This window comes from Caulobacter sp. CCG-8 (assembly GCF_037402475.1).
In the GTDB taxonomy this organism is placed as follows: Bacteria; Pseudomonadota; Alphaproteobacteria; order Caulobacterales; family Caulobacteraceae; genus Caulobacter.
This window is the reverse complement of record NZ_JBBEUD010000017.1, coordinates 57,701-77,339: the sequence shown is the minus strand read 5'-3', so window position 1 is coordinate 77,339 and position 19,639 is coordinate 57,701. Positions and strand designations below refer to the sequence as shown.

The window sequence follows — 19,639 nt, the reverse complement described above, 5'->3', positions numbered from 1 at the left end:
GATCAGAAGCTCTTCCGCAGGTTCAGCGCCACGTAGCGGCCGATCGGGTTGTAGGCGCCGCCGATGCCTTCGGCCTGCGGGAAGAAGGGCGGGTCCTGGTCGAACAGGTCGTTCACCTGCAGGCCCAGCTCGGTCCCCTTGGCCAGGCCGCCGTAGGGCAGCTTCATCGAGAACCGCAGGTCGACGGTCGTATAGGCCTCGGCGCTGTACTCGGCGGTGCCGGTGGGCGTGGCGTAGAGGCCCGTCACCCCGCCGCGATAGTTGACGAAGGCCACGGCGTTGAACTGGCCGACCTGGGCGCCGAGCGTTCCCCTCAGCGTCGCCTTCGGCACGCCGAGCTTGAGGCTGTCGGAGACCGGCGCCGTCGGCGACAGCTGGGTTTCGAACTTGAAGATGTAGTTGCCGGCCAGGCCCGCATAGAGCGCGCCGAAGCTGGTCGGCTGGCGATAGCCGAAGTCGAAATCCAGGCCGTTGGTCTTGCGGACGCCGAAATTGCCCTGCCGGAAGTCGAGCAGGTTTCCGATCGGCGGCAAGGCTCCCGGCACGAAGTTGACCGGCACCGCGATCCCCAGAAGGCTGTTCAACTGCGTCGCGGTGGGATTGCGGAAGATCACCGAGGCGAAGGTGGGGTCGGTGAAGGCGATGGCGCCGCCGGGCGTGCCGATCACGTTGGTGTAGCGGATGTCGTAGAACGTCACGCTGCCATGGAAGTTGGGCAGGAAGTCCGGGTGCAGGTCGGCGCCGATCGAATAGGTCCGGGCCTCTTCCGGCTGGAGGTTGCGGTTGCCGCCCAGCAGGAAGATCGTGTCGACCTGGGCGGCGCCCCGGGTGGGGTCGCGGAACGTGCTGCCGGCGATGGCGGCGGCGTTGTAGTAGTAGGCGCCGACGGTGGCGCCGACGTCGCGCAGGCCCGGCGCCCGGAACGAGCGGCCGTAGGTGCCGCGCAATGTCAGGCCGCTCACCGGATCCCAGTTGACCCCGATCTTCGGGTTCGTCGTCGATCCGAAGTCGCTGTAGTGGTCGTAGCGACCCGAGAGCGACACCGCGAGGCTGTGGACCAGGGGCGCTTGGTTGTCGTCGCCGACGATGGGCACGAACAGTTCGCCGTAGATCGAGCCGATGTTGCGGGTCAGGTCCTCAGGCACCTGGGACCCGCCGTAGATGCCCCGCTGCTGGAAGGTCTCACGCCGATATTCCGCGCCGACCGCGATCTTCAGTTGGCCGCCGGGCAGGTCGGTTAGCGGGCCGTCGATCTTGGCCGCGCCCAGATAGGTGCGCTGGTGGATGACCAGGTCGCCGGCGTAGTCGGTGATCTTGGCGGCGACCTCGGGAGAGGTGCCGGCGCCGAACGGATCGAGCGCCGTGGCGGTCGTGGTCCCCAGCGCCGCCGCATCGAGCGCCGCCGGATTGATCGCGGGCAGATAGGTGTCGTTCGTGGCCCAGTCGTAGGTGCCGTACACGGTCAGCTTCAGATCGCGAGGAAGCTTGGCGTCGAAGCCCGCCGACGAGTTGCCCGCCCGCACCCGGAAGATGTTGTCGATATGGTCGGCGCCGTAGAGGTTGTCGGTCCGGAACTGGACGAATTCCGTCGTGGCGCCGGTGCCCGGCGGCGTCTTGAAGAAGGGGTTCGCGAAGCCGGGCAGGTTGTAGAGGATCACCCCGCCCGACGCGCCGGCCCCGGCGGGCGGCGGCGCCTGGACCGTGTCCTTGCGGTCCGAATAGAGCAGCTCGCCCCACAGGGTGACCCGGTCGCTCACCTCCTGGCGGGCCGTGAGATAGGCGCTGTGCAGGCGCGACTTGGGGACCAGGGCGGTCACCGCGCCGTTGTCGCAGGCGTTGGTGGTGTTCGGGGCCAGGGCGGGCGCCGCGTAGCTGACGGCGTAGGCCGTGGTGTTGACCAGCACGTTGGGCGACGGACAGACCGTGGTGCGCGTATCGACGCCGCCATAGGGGCGCAGGTCGACGATGCGGTAGTCGCGGTCGGCCCCCAGGATGTCGCCGTTCTCCGCGTACTGGTAGGCGGCCACGACGGAGCCGCGATCCCAGGTGCGGCCGACCAGACCGCTGGCGCTGAACGTGTGGTAGTCGTCGGCCGTCCCGTAGCGAATGGACGTGTCGACGCCCGAATAGCGTTGGCGGGTGATGAAGTTGACCACGCCCGCGACCGCGTCCGAGCCGTAGATCGCCGACGCGCCGTCCGCGACGATCTCGACGCGTTCGATCGCGAGCTCGGGAAGGAACGGGAAGTCGGGATTGGTCTGGTTGGTGCCCCCGGCCACCAGGCGGTGGCCGTTCATGAGCGGCAGCGTCGCGCTGGCCGGCAGGCTGCGCAGGCCGGGGGCGAAGGCGCCGGCCCCGCCGTTCGCGGCTCGGGGCGCGGTGTTGAAGCTGTTCAGCTGCGGCACGGTGGCCAGCAGGTCCGGCGTGGTGTTCGCGCCGATGGTCCGGATGTCCTCGCGCGAGACGCTGATCAGGTTCGAACCCGTCGGCGGGACGCCGCGGATGCTCGATCCCGTGACCACGATCTCGGAAACCTGCTCCGGAGCGTCCTGAGCCGCGCGATCGCTTTCCGGCTGGGTCTTGGACGCTTGCGAAGATGCGGTTGCATCCGAGGTCTGGGCCCAGGTCGGCCCCGCGGCCAACAGCGCCAGGGCCAGCAAGGACGCGCCGGACAGCGCCAGGCGCGATCTGTTGTTCAAGGTGATAGGCAAGTGTTCCCTCCCGATTTTTTATTGCTTTGACCGTCGAGGAGCTTTCGGGCCGCCTTCCTCGTTCGCGGAAGGTTTGGCCGAGTAGTCGACGACGGCTTCAGTGTTTCTTGAGTTTACCGGCGCCGTGATCGGGCGCCTGTCGCAAGGCCGGCGATGCGGCGCGCCTCGGCGGCGCTATGCCGGGTATGGACCGGCAGGTCAGGCTCTCCCCTTGATCACTCTTGTTCCGCACGGTCGACGCCGCGCGGTGGTTGGCTATCGATGTCCAAGAGCGGGGAGATTGGCTATGACGCGGGTGACGTGAAGATTTAACGCAAGTGACCAGCTTGCGTCCCGGCCTGGGGCTCGCGCCGTTCGGTCACCAGGGTGGTGGCGGCCGCCATCCGCGCGGTGTCGGCCTTGTAGCGTTGGCGATACTCGGAGGGCGCCATCGCGGCCCACTCGCTGAAGTTCCGGGTGAAGCTGCCCGGTTCGCTGAAGCCGACCGCGTAGCCGACATGGGTCACGGGGAGATCGGTCGCGAGCAGCAGGGCCCCCGCCATTTCACCGCGCAGCCGCGTTCTGATGTGCTGAAACGTCTCGCCTTCGCCGGCCAGGTTGCGTCTCAGCCGGCGCGGTTGGCTTCGAAGCCGTTCGGCGACGTCCTCGATCGACGGCAGCCACTTTCCCTCGCGCTGAAGCCCGACCAGCACCTGTTCCGTCCGGCTGCGCCAGCTCAGTTCGCCGCCTGGCGGCGCGAACCAGTCCGGCGCGCCGGCGTTGTGCGCCTCGTATTCGGCGAGGGTTCCGTGCACGAGGCGAACGTTGAGGTCGTTGCGGTCGTAGCAAAGCGCATCGACCTTCGCCCCGAACTCGATCGGGCACTGGAACAGGGCGAACCGGTCGAAGCCGTTCGCCTGCACCGGACGCCGCCCTTGAACGAACACGCGACGCAGCTTGAGCGGCCGGCCGATCAGCCAACTGAACAGGTGATAGATCCAGACGAACCGCAGCCAGACGAAGATGTCCCGATCAACGCCCTCGACGGTGTTGTAGGCGCAGACGTGCATGACGCCGAGCCGGTCGGTCTCGATCAGTTGCGGACCGATGTCGCTGGAAAGCGCCTGGGTGAACCGGATGCTGACCCTGAGCGCCTCACCGAAGGTGTTGGCGTGCAGATAGGCTCGCGTGCGTTCGGTCTCGAGCGCCAGCCGGCATCTTTCCGCCAGGAACCCGACATAGGCGTCGTCGAGCTTCTGCTGGATGCATTCGACCAAACGGAACAGGGCGCTGCCGTCGATCGCCGCGTGCTCGTCGCCATACGCCGACGGATCGATCCGGGCTTCGCGCAAGATCTCCATGGGGTCGTGCCCCTTGAGCACGGCGCCGCGCAGCAGCTTCTCGACCGCGAGGCCGTCCAGTCCCGGACGCCCGTCGTCCATCGCGGCCAGCCTGTCGACCGGAGTCGAGGGCGTGGGCGGCACTGATAGCGCGGGCGATTTGGCGGCCATGGATTTCAGTGTCTCTCCCCGACTTCGATTGTAAGGCGCATTTCGCGCCTCAAGGCCTCCTTTTTACGAAAGAGCCATGAGCAAACCACGCGCAACAACGAAGGGCGGGTTTCATCTCTCAACCTAGGGCGCAAAGAGATCAGCCGCGCTGCTCGCGCCGGCTTCTCATGGCGAGAGCACGGGTGTCTCCCTCCGGGGCGCTAGCCGAGCAAGCGGCACGCCGTCCCTGGAAACCGCGTCCTAGAGGCTGACCAGCCCCTCCGACGGAGCGGCGGCGATGGGTAGGGTGACGATGAAGGTGCTGCCCGTGCCTTGACCCGCGCTCTGCACCTCGATCCTGCCGCCGTGGAGCGCGACCAACTGCTTGACCAGGGCGAGTCCGATCCCCAGCCCGCCCTGCGCCTTGGTCAGATGGTCCTCGACCTGGGCGAAGATCTCGAAGATGCCCGACTGCATCTCGGGGGCAATCCCCACGCCCGTGTCGGAAACCTTGATCTCGGCGGCGCCGTCCTGGACCTTGGCGGACAGGGACACGGCGCCGCCCGGGGGCGTGTACTTGGCCGCGTTGTTCAGCAGGTTGGCCACCACCTGGGCCAGCCGCGTGTGATCGGCGTCCAGCCAGATGGGGCCCTCGGGAAACTCGGTGGTGAACCGGTGGGCCCCTGCGTCGATATTGTGCTGGCTGGCTTCGATCGCCGATCGGAGGATTTCGCGCAGGTCGAGCCGCTCCTTCTTCAGCGAGATCTTGCCCTGGTTGACCCGCGAAACGTCGAGGAGATCGTCGACCAGGTGCGACAGGTGGGTGAGCATCCGGTCCATGCGGGTGCGGATGTCGCGCGAGCGTTCGGGCGAGTTGTCCTTGCCCAGCAGGTGAAGGCCGCCGGTCAGGGCGGCGACGGGATTGCGCAGTTCGTGCGCCAGGACCGCCAGGAAACTGTCCTTGTGGCGATCGGCCCGCCGCAGGGCCTGGGCCGCGGCCTCCAGCTCGTCGCGCTGCAGTTCGATCTGCAGGCGCTGCCGATGGAGGTCGAAGAACACATTGGCCTTGCTGCGCAGCACATGGGCCTCGATCGGCTTCTGGATGAAGTCGACCGCGCCGGCCTCGTAGCCGCGGAAGCGGCGCAGGGCATCGACGCCGCCCGCCGTGCCGGCGGTCACGAAGATGATTGGGATATGGCGCGCGCGCTCATTGCCCCGCATGAATTCGGCCAGCTGGAATCCGTCCATGCCGGGCATCTGCACGTCGAGCAGGGCCAGGGCGATGTCGTGCACCAGCAGCAGCTCGAGCGCCTCCTCGCCCGAACGCGCCTTCAAACAGGTCAGGCCGTCGCGCTGCAGCAGCGCCTCCAGCGCCAGCAGGTTCTCTTCGAGATCATCGACCAGCAGGAAGTTGATCGGCTTTTCCGCGATCATCGCGCAGTCCCCAAACTCGACAGATAGGATGCGATCGCATCCAGGTTCATGACCTTCGCGGTCGCGGCGGCGTCCAGCGCCGCATCCGGCATGGCCGAGGCGTAGGCCTGCGCGGGGTCCTCGACGATCGCCACGCCGCCGGCGTCGGTCACGGCCTTCAGGCCCGCGGCGCCGTCATTGTTGGCGCCGGTGAGGATGACGCCGACGAGCGCCGGGCCATAGGCGTCGGCGGCGCTTTCGAACAGCACGTCGATGGAGGGTCGCGAGTAGTTCACCGGTTCGTCGTTCGACAGCGCCAGGGCGCCGTCGGCCTCGACAAGCATGTGGTAGTCCGAGGGCGCGAAATAGATCACCCCGCCGTCCATGGGCTCCTTGTCCTCGGCTTCCTTCACCCTCATCCGGCACTTGGACTGGAACAGCGGCAGGAGGACGTTGGAGCGGTCGGGCGGCACGTGCACGACCACCAGGACGGGCAGCGGATAGCCGACGGGCAGCCGGGGCAGGATGACCTGCAGGGCCTGGACGGCGCCGGCCGAGGCGCCGATCGCGATCGCCTTGATCGTTGTCCGGGTCACGGCTCGCGCCTCTGATAGATCTTTTCCTCCGGCACGAAGTCGGCGAACCCGGTCGCGTGCCTGGAAAAGCGCAGGCTCTCCTTCGACCCCAGGCCCAGGAAGCCCTTTCGGGTCAGGGACTCGCGGAACAGGCCGATGGCCCGGTCCTGCAGCGCGCGATCGAAATAGATCATCACGTTGCGGCACGAGATGAGGTGCATCTCGGCGAAGACCGCGTCAGTCACCAGGCTGTGGTCGGAGAACACCACGCGATCGCGCAGTGACTTGTCGAAGACCGCGCGCCCGTAGGCGGCGGTGTAGTAGTCGGACAGCGACGACTTGCCGCCCGATTTCTGATGGTTCTCGGTGAACTTGCGGATCCGATCCAGCGGATAGAGGCCGGCCTCCGCGGCGCTCAGCGCGTCCGGATTGATGTCGGTGGCGTAGAACAGGGTGCGCTCGTAGAGGCCCTCCTCGCGCAGGAGGATGGCCAGCGAATAGAGCTCCTCGCCGGCGCTGCAGCCCGCGATCCAGACCTTCAGCGACGGATAGGTCCGCAGGTGGGGCAGCACCTTCTCGCGCAGCGCCCTGAAGTAGGACGGGTCGCGGAACATCTCGCTGACCTGCACGGTGAGATAGCCGAGCAGGCGGGGCAGCATGTCGGGGTCGTGCAGGACGCGGTCCTGCAGCGCCGAGATGCTGGCGAAGCCGAGCTGATCGCGCGCCTGCACCAGACGCCGCTTGATCGACGCCCGCGCATAGTGGCGGAAGTCGTAGTGGTAGTGCTGGAAGAGCGCCTCCAGCAGCAGCTGGATCTCTAGGTCTTCGATCTTGTCGGGCACGGCTCTACCTAGGCATCCACACGCGCACGAGCGAAAGCAGTTTGTCGACGTCGATGGGCTTGGCCATGTAGTCGTTGGCCCCGGCGGCGATGCAGCGCTCCTGGTCGTCGGGCATGGCCTTGGCGGTCAGCATCAGGATCGGCAGCTTGGACCATCGCGCATCCTCGCGGATCTGGCGCGTCGCGGTCAGGCCGTCCATCACGGGCATCATCACGTCCATCAGCACCAGGTCGACGGCGCGGGAAGGGTCTTCGGCGGACCGCCCCAGGGCCTCGATCGCCTCCTGGCCGTTGCGGGCGATCTCGACGACGGCGCCGCGCGGCTCCAGGACGTTGGTCAGGGAGTAGACGTTGCGGATGTCGTCCTCGACGATCAGCACGCGGCGGCCCTCCAGGACGGCGTCGCGGTTGCGGGCCTTCTGGATCATCTTCTGCTGTTCGGGCGGCAGCTCGGACACCACCTGGTGCAGGAACAGCGAGACCTCGTCGAGCAGGCGTTCGGGCGACTTGGCGCCCTTGATGATGATCGAGCTGGAATAGCGACGGAGGCGTTGCTCGTCGTCCGCCGACAGGTCGTGGCCGGTATAGACGATGACGGGCGGGAACGCGTGGTCGCCGTCCTGGCTCAGCGTCTCCAGCAGCGAGTAGCCCGAGGCGTCGGGCAGGGACAGGTCCAGCACCATGCAGTCGAACGTCTGCTGCTTGAGTTGCTCCAGGCATTCGGCGGCCGTGCCGACGCCGACGGTCTCGACGTCGCCGGATGACAGCAGCTTGCCGACGGCGTCGCGCTGCACCGGGTCGTCCTCCACGATCAGCACCCGTCGCACCGTGCTGGTCAGCTTGGACTGCAGGGTCCGGAGCACCTCGGCCAGCTCGTCGCGCTTGACCGGCTTGACCATGTAGCCGATCGCGCCCAGCGACAGGGCGGTCTGGCTGTGGTCGGCGGCCGAGATGACATGGATCGGGATGTGCCGGGTCGTGTCGTCGCGCTTGAGGCGGTCCAGGACCATCAGGCCCGACTCGTCCGGCAGCCCCACGTCGAGGACAACCGCGCTGGGCTTGAACTGCCGGGCCAGCTTCAGGGCGTCTTCGGCCGTGCCGGCCACGAGGCAGTCGAAGCCGAGCTCCTTGGCCAGGTCGCGCACGATGCCGGCGAACTTGTCGTCGTCCTCGATGACCAGCAGCACCCGGCGGCCCTTGGTCAGCTGTTCGCGGTCGTCCTCGACCGTCTTGGCCAGACGCTTGGCGCGCGGCGGGCGCGGCGCGGGGGAGGGGGGCGCCTCCACGGGCGAGGGCTGCTCGCGCGGCGCCACGAAGGTCGGATCGTAGGTGCGCGGGATGGTGACGGTGAAGGTGCTGCCTTCGCCGGCCGTGCTCTTGAGCGTGATCGCCCCGCCCAGCAGGCGCGACAGTTCGCGCGAGATCGACAGGCCCAGGCCCGTGCCGCCATATCGACGGCTGATGGTGCCGTCCGCCTGGCGGAAGGCCTCGAAGATGCTCTCCTGCTGTTCGCGCGCAATGCCGATGCCGGTGTCGGTCACCGCGAACGCCAGGCTGTCGGCGCCGGCCGGCGACACGGCCAGGCGGACCTGGCCCTGTTCGGTAAACTTGAAGGCGTTCGACAGCAGGTTCTTGAGGATCTGCTCGAGGCGCTGGCGATCGGTCTCGACCAGGGCGGGGCAGTCCTTCGCCACGACGATCTCGAAGCCCAGGCCGCGCTCGTCCGCGACGGGCTGGAACAGCTGGCGCAGGTCTCCCGTCAACCGCTGCAGTGGAACGCTCTCGGGGCGCACCTCGATATGGCCGGCCTCGATCTTCGACAGGTCGAGGATGTCGTTGATCAGGGTCAGCAGGTCGTTGCCCGACGACTGGATGGTCTGGGCGAACTTCACCTGCTCGCCCGAGAGGTTGCCGTTCGGGTTGTCGCTGAGCAGCTTGGACAGGATCAGCAGCGAGTTGAGCGGCGTGCGCAGCTCGTGGGACATGTTGGCCAGGAAGTCGGACTTGTACTGGCTGGCCTGTTCCAGTTCGCGCGCCTTCAGCGCCACGGCGGCGCCGGTGCGTTCCAGTTCGTCGCGCTGGGTCTCCAGCGTCTGGGCCTGCTCTTCGAGCTGGCTGTTGGTCTGCTCCAGTTCGACCTGTTGCTGCTCCAGCCGCGTCTGCGACTCCTTGAGCGCGCGACCCTGCTCCTCCAGCTCCTCGTTGGAGACCCGCAGCTCCTCGCTCTGGACCTGCAGTTCTTCCGCCTGGCGCTGGGTTTCCTCCAGCACGCTCTGCAGCTCGGAACGATAGCGCGCCGAGCGCAGGGCGATGCCGATGGACGGCGAGACCTGGTCCAGGAATTCGAGCATCAGCTCGTCGGCCGGATGCAGGAAGCCCAGTTCGATCACGGCGTTGACGACGTCGTCGGCATGGGTCGGCACGATGACCAGATGCCGGGGCTTGTCGCGCCCCAGGGCCGAGCTGATGGTCAGATAGCCTTCGGGCACGTCGCGGACGATGGTCGAACGCCCGTCGGCGGCCGCCTTGCCCAGCAGACCCTCCCTGACGCCGAAGCGCAGGGTCACGTCGGCGTCGGCGGGAATCCCCAGGGCCGCGGCGCGATAGAACTGGCCCTTCTCGCCCTTGAACAGGGCGCCGGCCTGGAAGCCGAGATATTGCGCCAGGAAACCCAGGATGCTGTCGCTCAGCTCCTCGACCGACTTGTCGCCCATCATCGCTTCGGCGAGGCCGACCTGGCCCGACTGCAGCCATTCCTCCCGGCTGCGGGCGCGGGCGCTGCGGCGGATCAGGGCGAACACCGCGATCGTCAGCGCCGCCCCCAGGAGGCAGGTCAGCACCCCGCTGATCAGGGCCGTCTTGTGGGCGGCGTCCATCTCGGCCAGGCGGATGTCCCGCAGCCGGTTTTCCTCGTTGCGCATCACGTCGAGCTGGGCGCGGACCGCGTCCATTTCGATCTTGCCGCGGTCGGTGGCGACGACGGCGAGCGCGGCCTGGGTCTCGCCCCGGCGTCGCATGTCCACGGTCCTGTCGAGTTCGTCGAGCTTGGCGGCGATATGACGCTTGAGCGGGATGAGGTTGGCCTGCTGCGCCGGGTTGTCCTTGGTGAGCGCGGCCACCTCGTCGGCGCGCTGGCCGACGGCGCTGACCGCGTTCTGGTAGGGTTCGAGATACCGGTCGTTGCCCGTCAGCAGGTAGCCGCGCTGGCCGGTTTCCGCGTCCTGCGCGGTGGACAGCAACTCGTCCAGCGCCATCAGCACATTGTGGGTGTGCCAGATCCTTTCGTTGTTGGTCCTGAGAACCTCGATGTTGCGGAAGGCGATCATCCCGCTGAGGAGGAAGAACGCCAGGACGAGCGCGAGCCCGATGGTCGCCCATAGTTCCACTTTCGTCCCGGAGGAGGACGGGCGACGAGGTTCGATTGACGACATGGAGTACTCGGAGTCGGAGTTGTCGATCCTGCCCCCTCAGACGAGACCGGGGGCAAATGGCGGTTGGCTTGGCGAGCGGTCAGGACACGAGCTGCGGACGGGAATGGCGCGAAAGCGGTTCGGGCTTGGCGAGAGACCGCGCTTGAGCCGGGAGCAAGGAATCCGTGGCGCCCGGTCGACGGCTTTGAGCCACGACGCTCCTAAATTCAACAAAGGCCGGAATCACCAAGCACCCCCCGTAGCGCACCCGATCGCGCGGAGCCACTAACGCCAAGCCGTCGTTGAGGTTCCATCGGAAAAGCGACGGGCGTCTCGGCCTGTCATCAGGGCTGCTCCACATGGAGGCTGTGCCGCGAGTGTCAGGACGCTGAGGTGAAGCCTTCCACGTTGGTGTTGTCCGTGGCGGCGTCGTGCAGTTTGGCGACCTTGATTTTCCGCAGGCGCACGTCGCGGACGGGCAGGGCGGGATCGCCCTTGATGCGGCAGACGAACTTGGCCTCGTCGACGGTGACGTTGCTGACGCTGAGGCCCTGGATCGGCGTCAGGCGGCGCTCATAGGTCGGGACCAGATCGCGCCACTGGTAGAGGACGTCGGTCTCGACGCACAACACCCCGCCCGACACGATGGTGGCGGTGACGTTGTCCATGACGATGTTCCGCACGAAGCCGCCGCGCCGCTCGTTGGTCTTCACGTAGAGGATGTTGTTGATCGGCACGGCCCAGCCGTCGGCGCCCTTGCCGTCGCCGGCGAAGTGGCAGTTCTGGACGAAGACGTTCTCCACCCCGCCCGACAGCTCGCTGCCGATCGCCATCAGCTGGTGGCCGTTCAGGATCCTGCAGTCGCGCATGACGATATTGCGGGCCGGTGTCGCCAACCGCCAGCCGTCGAACTCACGTCCCGACTTCACCGAGACCGCATCGTCGCCCTGGTCGAACTGACATTGCTCGATCAGCACGTTCTGGCTCATCTCCGGATCGACGCCGTCGTTGTTGTGGCCATGGGCGCGGATCTTCACGCGACGGATCACGACGTCGGTGCAGAGCAGGGGGTGGACGGTCCAGAAAGGGCTGTCCTCGATGCTGACGCCCTCGATCAGCACGTGACGGCAGCGGTTGAACTGGATGAACTGCGGGCGAAGATGCGCCTCGCCCGTGGTCATGTCGCGTTGCTCGACCGGCGCGCCTTTCACGGCTTGCCGGTATAGCGCCACCAGGGCGTCCATGTGCGGCTTGGGACGCGCGTACCAGACCTTCCAGACATCAAGCCTGGCCTTCAGCCGCCCCGGGCCGGTGATCGCGACGTTCTCGCAGCCATGGGCGTAGACCAGCGGCGAGTAGTTGTAGCACTCCAGCCCCTCCCAACTGGTCAGGACCGGCGGCAGGTAGTCCTGCGGGTTTTCGGAGAACAGCAGCGTCGCGCCCTGGGACAGGTGCAGGGCCACGTTGCTCTTCAGATGCACCGGTCCGCACGGCCATTCGCCCTTGGGCACGACCACCACGCCGGAGCCGGCGGCGTTGGCGGCCGCGACGGCCTTGGCGATGGCTTGGGAGGTGGTGGCCTGGTCGCGCGGGTCGGCGCCGAAATCGGTGATGGCGAACCGGCGGCTGCGCGAGAAATCCGGCACGGCGATCGGCGGCATGGCGAACGGCGCGGCCGGCCGGACGATTTCGTGGCGAAGCCCCGAGGCGGCGGCCGTCGTGGCCATCATCGAGGCGAGCCCGGCGGTCAGGGCCGCGCGGCGCGAGACGGGTGTGGCGAGGGGGCGATGGGGCATGGCTTCAGCGACGCTTCCGCCCGGCCAGCGGAACCGGCGGAGCGTAGTGGGGATCGTCCTTCATCGGGTCGAAGGCCTGGTCGGCGACGGTCGCCCGCTCGGCCTCGCCGCGCTCGCGTTCGCGCCGCTGCGCACCGGTGGCGTCGGCGGGCAGGGGACGAAACCGCCAGCTGGCCGCCGGGTAGGTCAACTTGGGCGGGACGGGCAGGGCGACCGGCAGCGGCGTCGCGGGGCGGCCGAGGGCGGCGACCTCGACCCCGGCCAACAGGAAGGCGCCGCTGGCGTAGAGGGTCGTGGTCTCGGGCCTGGTCGGCACGGGCTGGTCGCCGGCGCTCTGCACCTGGCCCAGAAGGCCGCTGGGAAGGACGTAGCGGTTGAGGCCCGCCCAGCCCTTCAGCACCGCCGGCAGAAAGGTCTTTCGGTCCAGGAGTCCGTGATTGACGCCGAACGCCAGGGCGTAGGTGTTCAGCGCCGTGCCGGAGGTCTCGGGCTCGGGGAAGGCCGCCTCGTCCAGCAGGCTGCTGCGCCACAGGCCGTCGGCGGCCTGCAGTGAAACGAGGCGCTCAGCCATCTGCCGGTACAAGGCGACGTAGCGCGGCCGCGAGGGGAAGTCGGAGGGCATGTATTCGAGCGTGCGCGCCAGGCCGGCCAGCACCCAACCCTGGCCGCGCGACCAGAAGATCTTTTGGCCGTTGGCCGAGCGCCGCGTGATGAAGCGCGTGTCGCGCGCGAAGAGGTGCTGATCCCTGTCGTACAGGTGGTCGTAGACGCGCCAATATTGCGCATCCATCGCCTGGATGTAGCGGGGATCGCCTGTGATCGCCGACATGCGGGTGAACATCGGCGGAGCCATGAACAGCGCATCGCACCACCACCAGACCAGCTTGTCGGGCTTGGGCGTGAAGCCGAGATAGGGGACCGTGTAGTCGAGATTGGCCTTGAGCGGCAGCAGCACGCCCGGCGCGCCGGTGCGCAGATAGACCGACTGGTAGAGATCGCCGACCGCCTGGTCGTCGGCGTTGATCATGTGGATCGGCACGCCGTCGCCCTGCAGGCCGTAGTTGAAATGGCGGGCCGTGGCGAACAGGTAGTCATCGACCTCGGGCGCCGCGATCGTATCGGTGAGTTTGATCGCGCCGGTGTAGAATACGGCCGAGATCCACTCGACGCCGGCGCCGTGGCGGCGCGGGCCGGCGCTGGTCTCGAACGCCTTCATCTGCTCGACCTGGGCCAGCGCCGACCTCCTGGCGACCGCCAGCACCTGGTCGCGGTCGGGGAGGTCCTGGGCCCGGACCGGCGCCGCCGCGGCTGTCGCCAACAGCATTGCGGCCAGCGCGGCGCCGGCCAGGGATAGGTGTCGGGCGGCGATCATGCGGGGCGCCTCTCGTGACGCGGGAACCGCGCCCGGAAACCCGTGAGGGTCCCAGGGCGCGGCGGGGACTAGAAGCGGACGTTGACCCCGAACGTGACATTGCGACCGACACGGGTCTCGAACAGCGTGTCCTTGCGCTGGCTGTCGATGTACAGGCGGTTCTGCTCATCCGTCAGGTTCTGGGCCTCGACGATGAACTTCACCGCCTCGTTCAGGCTGTAGGAGGCCGAGGCGTCGACATAGAGCGTGCTGGCGTTGCCCTGCAGGTCGCTGCCGCCCGAGGCCGGGATGCCGCGGATGAACGGACCGCGATAGTTGGCCGTCGTCCGGACGCTGAACTTCTTGTCCTCGTAGTACAGCGTCGCCGAGGCGGTGTTCTTCGAGAGCCCCACCAGGTCGGCGGTGGTCGTCGAGGTCGGCACGCCGCCCGAACTGGTCAGGATGTAGTCGATCTGCGACGTGACGCGGGTGTAGTTGGCCAACACGCCGAGGTTCTTGAACGCACCCGGCAGGAAGGTCAGCGGCGCCTGGAGGTTCAGCTCGACGCCCTTCAGCGGACCGCCCGGGGTGTTGAACGGCGTCGACACGGTGAAGAGCTCGGTCGGCGCGGTGTTCGAGCCGATCAGCAGTTCGTTGGGCAGGCCCAGCTGATTGAACGGCACCAGGGTGTTGACCCGCTGGATGTAGGTCTTGATGTCCTTGTAGAAGAACGCCGCGGAGATCAGGGAGCCCGGACGGAAATACCACTCGACCGCCGCGTCGACGGTGTTGGCCCGGATCGGATCCAGGAACGGGTTGTTGACGGTGCCCGTGCGGGTCACCGGATTGACGCCGCTGGTCGGGGTCAGGTTGCCCAGGTCCGGGCGCGACATCACCTTGGCCGCGGCCAGGCGCACCAGCACGTCCTGCGTCGGCTCGATCACCAGGTTGGCGGCCGGCAGCCAGTCATTGTAGGTGCGCTCGACCTCGCCGTACTTGCCGGTGACGCCCGTCGGAGAGGTGGCCGAGGCCACCGAGACCAGGCCCGAGCTCAACTGGTTGGTATGGACATAGCGCGTTCCGATGTCGCCGCGCACGCCGACGCCCAGCACGTCTTCGAAATTGAACTCGCCCATCACATAGCCGACGGAGACGGCTTCGCGGACGGTCGGATTGGGGCTGCCGCACTCGACCGTGCACGAGCGCGACTGGCCCAGCTGCATGGTGTCGTAGAACTTCTTCCAGTCGATCACCGCCCAGGCGGCCGGCGCCCCGTTGCCCCACAGGCTGTCGAGGCCGGTGATCTGACGGGTCAGGCTGGCCAGCGACGTCCCGGCCGGTAGGGGCTTCACCAGCGTGTCGGCGGTGTAGTAGCGGGTGTCGTAACCCTTCTGCTGGTTGCGGCGGAACTGGCCGCCGGCCTTGACCTTCAGGGCGTCGTTGAGCGTCCAGGCCAGATTGATCTCGCTCTTGAACCCGTAGGTGACCGTACCCGCCGGTTTTCCCTGAAGCGAGAAACCGCCCAGCACCGTGCCGTCGGCCAGGCCGGGCGCATAGGTGAAGTTGGCCGGGTTGGAGACGTCGAAACCGTAGCCGATCTTCGGCGTCGAGCCGCCATCACGGTAGTCGATCGACACGCCGTTCGCGTCGACCCTGTCCATGAAGTACTGCATGCGCATCTTGTCTTGCCAGGTCGACTCATTCACGCCGACCAGACCCGACACCGTCAGCCTTGTGTTCAGCTCGTGCCTGAAGTCGAGATTGGCCTGCTTGAAGGTCGAGACGAAGTGCGAGTGCAGGCCTTCGGAACGCACATCGACGCCGTCGAACAGGCCGTAGACCAGCGATCCCTTGGGCGACAGCTGGATGTCCCGCAATGAGGTCATCGGCTGGCCGTTGTTCGATGCGCTGCGGGCGAACGAAACCAACTCGATGTAGTTGTCGTCGCGATGAACGTCGAACTTGGAATAGATCAGGTCCAGCGCGATGTCGGTCTTGTCGTCGGGCTGGAACTGCAGGGTGAAGCTGCCGCCGGTGCGCTCCTGCTCCTGCACCGAGTCCATGTAGCGCGGCAGGCGCGGGAAGAAGGCGCCGCTGCCGGGCGTGGTCGCCGCGTCCGGGCGGGTGGCGTTGTAGACCGTCTGATAGGCTGACGTGGTGCTGGTCCGCGGATTGCCGGTGCTGCAGTTGGCCGCGTCCGTGCCTTTGGCGGCGTTGGTCGCCGGGTTCTGCGGGGCGAAGCCGAGCGGCGAGCAGAAGAGGCCGTTGGTGTTGGCCGACAGGATGTCGACGGCCGAGTAGCCGACTTCGCGCAACTGACGCTTCTGATAGCTCAGGGAGCCCAGGACGCCGATCTTGCCGTCGGCGAACTTCTTGGAGACCAGGGCCGAGACGCGCGGATCGACCTTCTTGGCCAGTTCGTTCCAGACGCCGCGTCCGGTGGCGGTGAACACCATGTCGCCGCGCTGATCGAGCGGGCGGGGCGCCGACAGGTCGACCGTCGCGCCCAGCGAGCCTTCTTCGATGTCGGCCGACGAGGTCTTGCGCACGGTCAGGGCCGAGAAGATCTCGGTCGGGAAGACGTTGAAGTCGAAGGATCGGCCGCTGTTGCCCGCGCCGTAGATGTCAGACGAGCCGGTCTGGGCCGCGCCCTCCATCTGGTTGATGCGCACGCGGGTGAAGGCCGCGCCCAGGCCCCGGACGCTGATGTTGCGGCCCTCGCCGCCGTCGCCGCGCGACAGGGCCACCCCGGGGATGCGCTGCATCGACTCGGCGAGATTGGCGTCGGGGAACTTGCCGATGTCCTCGGCGACGATGGTGTCGATGGCGGCGGCTTCGGCGCGCTTTTCGACCAGCGCCTTGTTCAGCGAGGCGCGAAAGCCGGTGACCACGATCTCGTCGACGACGGCGGGCTCGTTGCCGGCGGCGGTCTGGGCGAGGGCCGAGACCGGGGCTGACAGCACGGCTACCGCCATCGCCAAACGCGACGCGCTCGTGCGCAGGCGCGCGCTGGTGAAGTCGCTCATCTCTTTCCTCCTGGCGAGCCGCCGTTATCCGCAAGCGCTGGCCTGGAGGCCAAGGACCGACGGTCGGAGGCTTTCATATTGTGGGATTGAATCCCTATAATCGGGATATATCGTAGTTATCGTACAAATGTCGAGCCTGATAAAATTGCTCGAATTGGAAATAATCGGCCGCGGCGCAGTCGAGGCGCATTGATCTCCCGCCCCGGGGTCGAGCTAGGGCCTTGAAGGTCAGGTTATGGTCGTGGGGAGGCTTCGCGGCGCCTGGGCTCGAACGTCGCCTTTCTGGCGACGCGCCAAGGTCGTCTCTGGCGTTTCAGGAGCGTGGATGCGCCGAGGTTATGAAGACGCCGAGCGGCGACGCTTCCGTCAGTGGCGGCGGCCAAAATCGACCGTGGCCATGATCGATCAATGGCCTTCTCTTGCAGCCTCGTCGACGGCGCTGATCAGCTCAGCGATGCTGTAGGGCTTGGGCATGAAACGCCCATCCTCGGGGAGGGGCGCATCCAGGCCCCGGCCCGAGGTGATCACCAGTTGGACGGAAGGCCAGCGTTCGTGAACGCGTCTTGCCAACTCCAGGCCGTCCAGCGGGCCTGGCATGTTGACGTCGGTGAACAGCACGGTCACATCGGTGCGAGCGCCCAGGATCTCCAGGGCGGTCTCGGCGTCGTTCGCCTCGACAACCTTGAAGCCGGCGTCTTCCAAGCCCTGGCGCGCGATCATGCGCAGCATGGGCTCGTCATCGACCAGGAGCACGACAACGGGATTGGGGCCAGCCATGGATAGCCAACCGGCGGCGATGCTCGTGGTTCCTGCGCAGGCGCCAATAAGAAATTGATATTCTTGGTGAAACCGAGCTCGCTTTCGCGGGTTGCGCGCGTGGAGCGGTCGGCTTTCCAGGAGGGGGCTGCAGCACGGGCGCCCTGGGGTGAGGAAGGGCGGAACAACCGGCGTCGTTTGGAGTTGTAGCATGGTCAAGCTTGCCGGACCCGTCCGTTGAGCTTGCCTTGGCGCGACATTGGGCGTCTTCGTTGCGATAGTTTGGGCCGCCCGGACGGTGTTCGGCGCGGTTCGATGATGTTGTGTAAGCGGCGGCCGTGGTCGCTTGGAGGGGCGGCATGGCTCTGGTGAAGAAATCGACCTTGGCCTCGCGCGCGAAGACGCGAACGCCGGCTTCCGAGAAGACCGTCGAGCCGTCGACCCCCGTCGTGCCGCGCGCCACGGTCCGCAAGGCCGTTTCCCGCCGCCAGAACGCCAGCGAGCGAATCGGGGCGGCGACCCTGGAATTGGCCGGCGGCCTGGCCGAGGCGTCCAGCGCGGTCGAGGAACTGCGGCGGGCTCTGGCCCAGATCGCCAGCGGCGCCGAGGAGGCGGCCGGGGCGGCCCACGAATCCCTGGCCGCGGTCACCGCCATGAGCGTCAGTTTCGGCCAGGCGCGCGAGCGGGCCGAGACATCGCGCCAACGCACCGAAGTGCTCCAGACCCTGCTGACGGAATCCGGCGCGGCCATCGACGCCTCGGTCAAGGCCGTCGCCCTGAACGCCCAGCGGCAGTTGGCCAGTGTCACTGTGATCGAAGCCTTGGAACGCCATGCGGCGCGGATCGGCGAGATCACCAAGAGCGTCGCCGACATCGCCGACCAGACCAATCTCCTGGCGCTGAACGCGGCGATCGAGGCCGCGCGGGCGGGCGACGACGGGCGTGGCTTCGCCGTGGTCGCCGACGAGGTCCGGGCCTTGGCCGAAACGTCCGAAAAGCGATCGCAGGACGTGCAAGCGCTGGCCGAGCGCATCGCCGGTTCGGTGCGCGACGCGGCGGATCGGCTGCGCCAGGCCGCGACGACCGCCGAGGCCGAAGCCGAGGCCGGCGCCCAGGTCGGTGAAATCCTGACCGCCGTGCGGCGCGAGATGACGGTCCTGGGCGAAGACAGCCAGATGATCCTGATCGCCGCCGTCGAGGCCGCGGGCGCGGCGAACGAGGCGCGACGCGGGGCCGAGAGCGTGTCGAGCGCGGCCGAGGAGCAGGCCGCCGCCGCCGCCGAGGCCCAGCGCTCCGTGCAGCAGCAGGCTCAGTCGCTGGACCAGAGCCAGACGGCCTCCGACGCCCTGGGCGAGATGATCGAGATGCTGGTCGGCGGCGAAGGCGGTTCGGCGGCGGCCGAAGAGGCCTCGGCGGCCGCCGAGGAATTGTCCGCCACGGTGCAGGAGCTGTCCGGCGCGGCCGGCGAGATCCTCGTGGCCATCGACCAGATCAGCCGCGGCGCCCAGATCCAGGCGGCCGCGACCCAGCAGGCCGGCTCGGCCATGGAGGAGATCGAGAAGGCGGCCCGGCAGTCCAGCGCCAATGCGATCGCCAGCGCCGAGCGCGTGGCGGTCATGCAGACCTTGCTGACGGAAGGCCGTGACGCCGTCGGCCGCCTGGCGCGGGGTGTTGCGACGTCGGTCGAGGAGAACAGCGCCGTCTTGGAGACCGTCGAGGCGCTGGAGGAACTGGCCAGCGCGATCGGCAAGATCGTCGACGGCCTGGGCCTGGTGGCCGTGCAGACCACGATGCTGGCGACCAGCGGCGCGGTGGAAGCCGCCCGGGCCGGAGAGGCGGGCCGCGGCTTCGCGGTGGTGTCGGGCGACATCCGCACCCTGGCGCGTGACGCTTCGCACAACGCCGACGCGGTCAAGGACCTGGTCACCGGCATCGTCTCCCAGATCGCCAAGGTCCGGCGCGAGGTCGACCAGATCAACGCCCTGGCCAGCGCCGAGCTCGACAAGAACCGCGCCATCGAGGTGCGTCTGACCCAGGTGGCCGCCGAGACCGAGATGCTGAAGGCCGGCTCGGACGACATCGTCAAGGGCTCGGGGGACGTTCTGGCGGCCAGCGCCCAGGTGTCGTCGGGGATCGGCCAGATCGCCGCGGCCGCCGAAGAGGCCAGCAGCGCCGCCGCCCAGGCCGCGGCCGCCGCCCGCCAGCAGTCCCAGAGCGCCGAGGAACTGGCCGCCGCGATCGAGGAGATCGCGCTTCTGGCCAACGAGCTGCAGCAAGCCGCGGCCGGCTAG

General features: G+C 67.8%; 11 protein-coding genes. 1 reads left to right on the top strand and 10 read right to left on the bottom strand.

Translation table 11 applies throughout. The annotated features are described in order from the left end of the window. Positions 1-2: 2 nt before the first annotated feature. From WAE60_RS16925 to WAE60_RS16880, 10 genes are all read right to left on the bottom strand, one after another. Positions 3-2,711: a TonB-dependent receptor gene (locus WAE60_RS16925; RefSeq protein ID WP_337687620.1), complete on the bottom strand. Its 2,709-nt coding sequence runs from the start codon at positions 2,709-2,711 to the stop codon at positions 3-5. A 308-nt stretch (positions 2,712-3,019) separates the two neighbouring features. Beyond that, positions 3,020-4,201 (bottom strand): AraC family transcriptional regulator ligand-binding domain-containing protein, encoded by a 1,182-nt coding sequence (locus WAE60_RS16920; RefSeq protein WP_337687619.1) that lies wholly within the window; start codon positions 4,199-4,201, stop codon positions 3,020-3,022. A 240-nt stretch (positions 4,202-4,441) separates the two neighbouring features. Then, complete coding sequence (locus tag WAE60_RS16915; RefSeq protein WP_035018449.1) at positions 4,442-5,614, bottom strand: hybrid sensor histidine kinase/response regulator; 1,173 nt, start codon at positions 5,612-5,614, stop codon at positions 4,442-4,444. Next, positions 5,611-6,189, bottom strand: a complete 579-nt coding sequence (locus WAE60_RS16910; RefSeq protein ID WP_029913033.1) for a chemotaxis protein CheB — start codon at positions 6,187-6,189, stop codon at positions 5,611-5,613. The genes WAE60_RS16915 and WAE60_RS16910 overlap by 4 nt, the downstream gene beginning before the upstream one ends. Next, entirely contained in the window at positions 6,186-7,010 is an 825-nt protein-coding gene (locus WAE60_RS16905; RefSeq protein WP_029913037.1) for a CheR family methyltransferase, read from the bottom strand. The genes WAE60_RS16910 and WAE60_RS16905 overlap by 4 nt, the downstream gene beginning before the upstream one ends. Before the next feature lie 4 nt (positions 7,011-7,014). Next, a complete protein-coding gene (locus WAE60_RS16900) occupies positions 7,015-10,395 on the bottom strand; it encodes a response regulator (RefSeq protein ID WP_337687618.1) in 3,381 nt (1,126 codons plus the stop codon). 404 nt (positions 10,396-10,799) lie between these two features. Continuing rightward, the gene (locus WAE60_RS16895) at positions 10,800-12,215 is read right to left on the bottom strand and encodes a glycoside hydrolase family 28 protein (RefSeq protein ID WP_337687617.1); all 1,416 of its coding nucleotides are present in this window, start codon (positions 12,213-12,215) and stop codon (positions 10,800-10,802) included. Positions 12,216-12,219: 4 nt separating this feature from the next. Then, positions 12,220-13,587 (bottom strand): glycoside hydrolase family 88 protein, encoded by a 1,368-nt coding sequence (locus WAE60_RS16890; RefSeq protein ID WP_337687616.1) that lies wholly within the window; start codon positions 13,585-13,587, stop codon positions 12,220-12,222. Positions 13,588-13,655: 68 nt separating this feature from the next. After that, a complete protein-coding gene (locus WAE60_RS16885) occupies positions 13,656-16,592 on the bottom strand; it encodes a TonB-dependent receptor (RefSeq protein ID WP_337687615.1) in 2,937 nt (978 codons plus the stop codon). A gap of 405 nt (positions 16,593-16,997) precedes the next feature. After that, positions 16,998-17,369 (bottom strand): response regulator, encoded by a 372-nt coding sequence (locus tag WAE60_RS16880; RefSeq protein ID WP_337687614.1) that lies wholly within the window; start codon positions 17,367-17,369, stop codon positions 16,998-17,000. 338 nt (positions 17,370-17,707) lie between these two features. Here WAE60_RS16880 and WAE60_RS16875 point away from each other — a divergent pair, with 338 nt between their 5' ends. Next, complete coding sequence (locus WAE60_RS16875) at positions 17,708-19,639, top strand: methyl-accepting chemotaxis protein (RefSeq protein WP_337687613.1); 1,932 nt, start codon at positions 17,708-17,710, stop codon at positions 19,637-19,639.

What these genes read in the sequence shown, in the direction of transcription:
- WAE60_RS16920 (WP_337687619.1), bottom strand. Translation starts at nt 4,201, where the DNA reads ATGGCCGCCAAATCGCCCGCGCTATCAGTGCCGCCCACGCCCTCGACT.
- WAE60_RS16915 (WP_035018449.1), bottom strand. Translation starts at nt 5,614, where the DNA reads ATGATCGCGGAAAAGCCGATCAACTTCCTGCTGGTCGATGATCTCGAA.
- WAE60_RS16895 (WP_337687617.1), bottom strand. Translation starts at nt 12,215, where the DNA reads ATGCCCCATCGCCCCCTCGCCACACCCGTCTCGCGCCGCGCGGCCCTG.
- WAE60_RS16890 (WP_337687616.1), bottom strand. Translation starts at nt 13,587, where the DNA reads ATGATCGCCGCCCGACACCTATCCCTGGCCGGCGCCGCGCTGGCCGCA.
- WAE60_RS16885 (WP_337687615.1), bottom strand. Translation starts at nt 16,592, where the DNA reads ATGAGCGACTTCACCAGCGCGCGCCTGCGCACGAGCGCGTCGCGTTTG.
- WAE60_RS16880 (WP_337687614.1), bottom strand. Translation starts at nt 17,369, where the DNA reads ATGGCTGGCCCCAATCCCGTTGTCGTGCTCCTGGTCGATGACGAGCCC.
- WAE60_RS16875 (WP_337687613.1), top strand. Translation starts at nt 17,708, where the DNA reads ATGGCTCTGGTGAAGAAATCGACCTTGGCCTCGCGCGCGAAGACGCGA.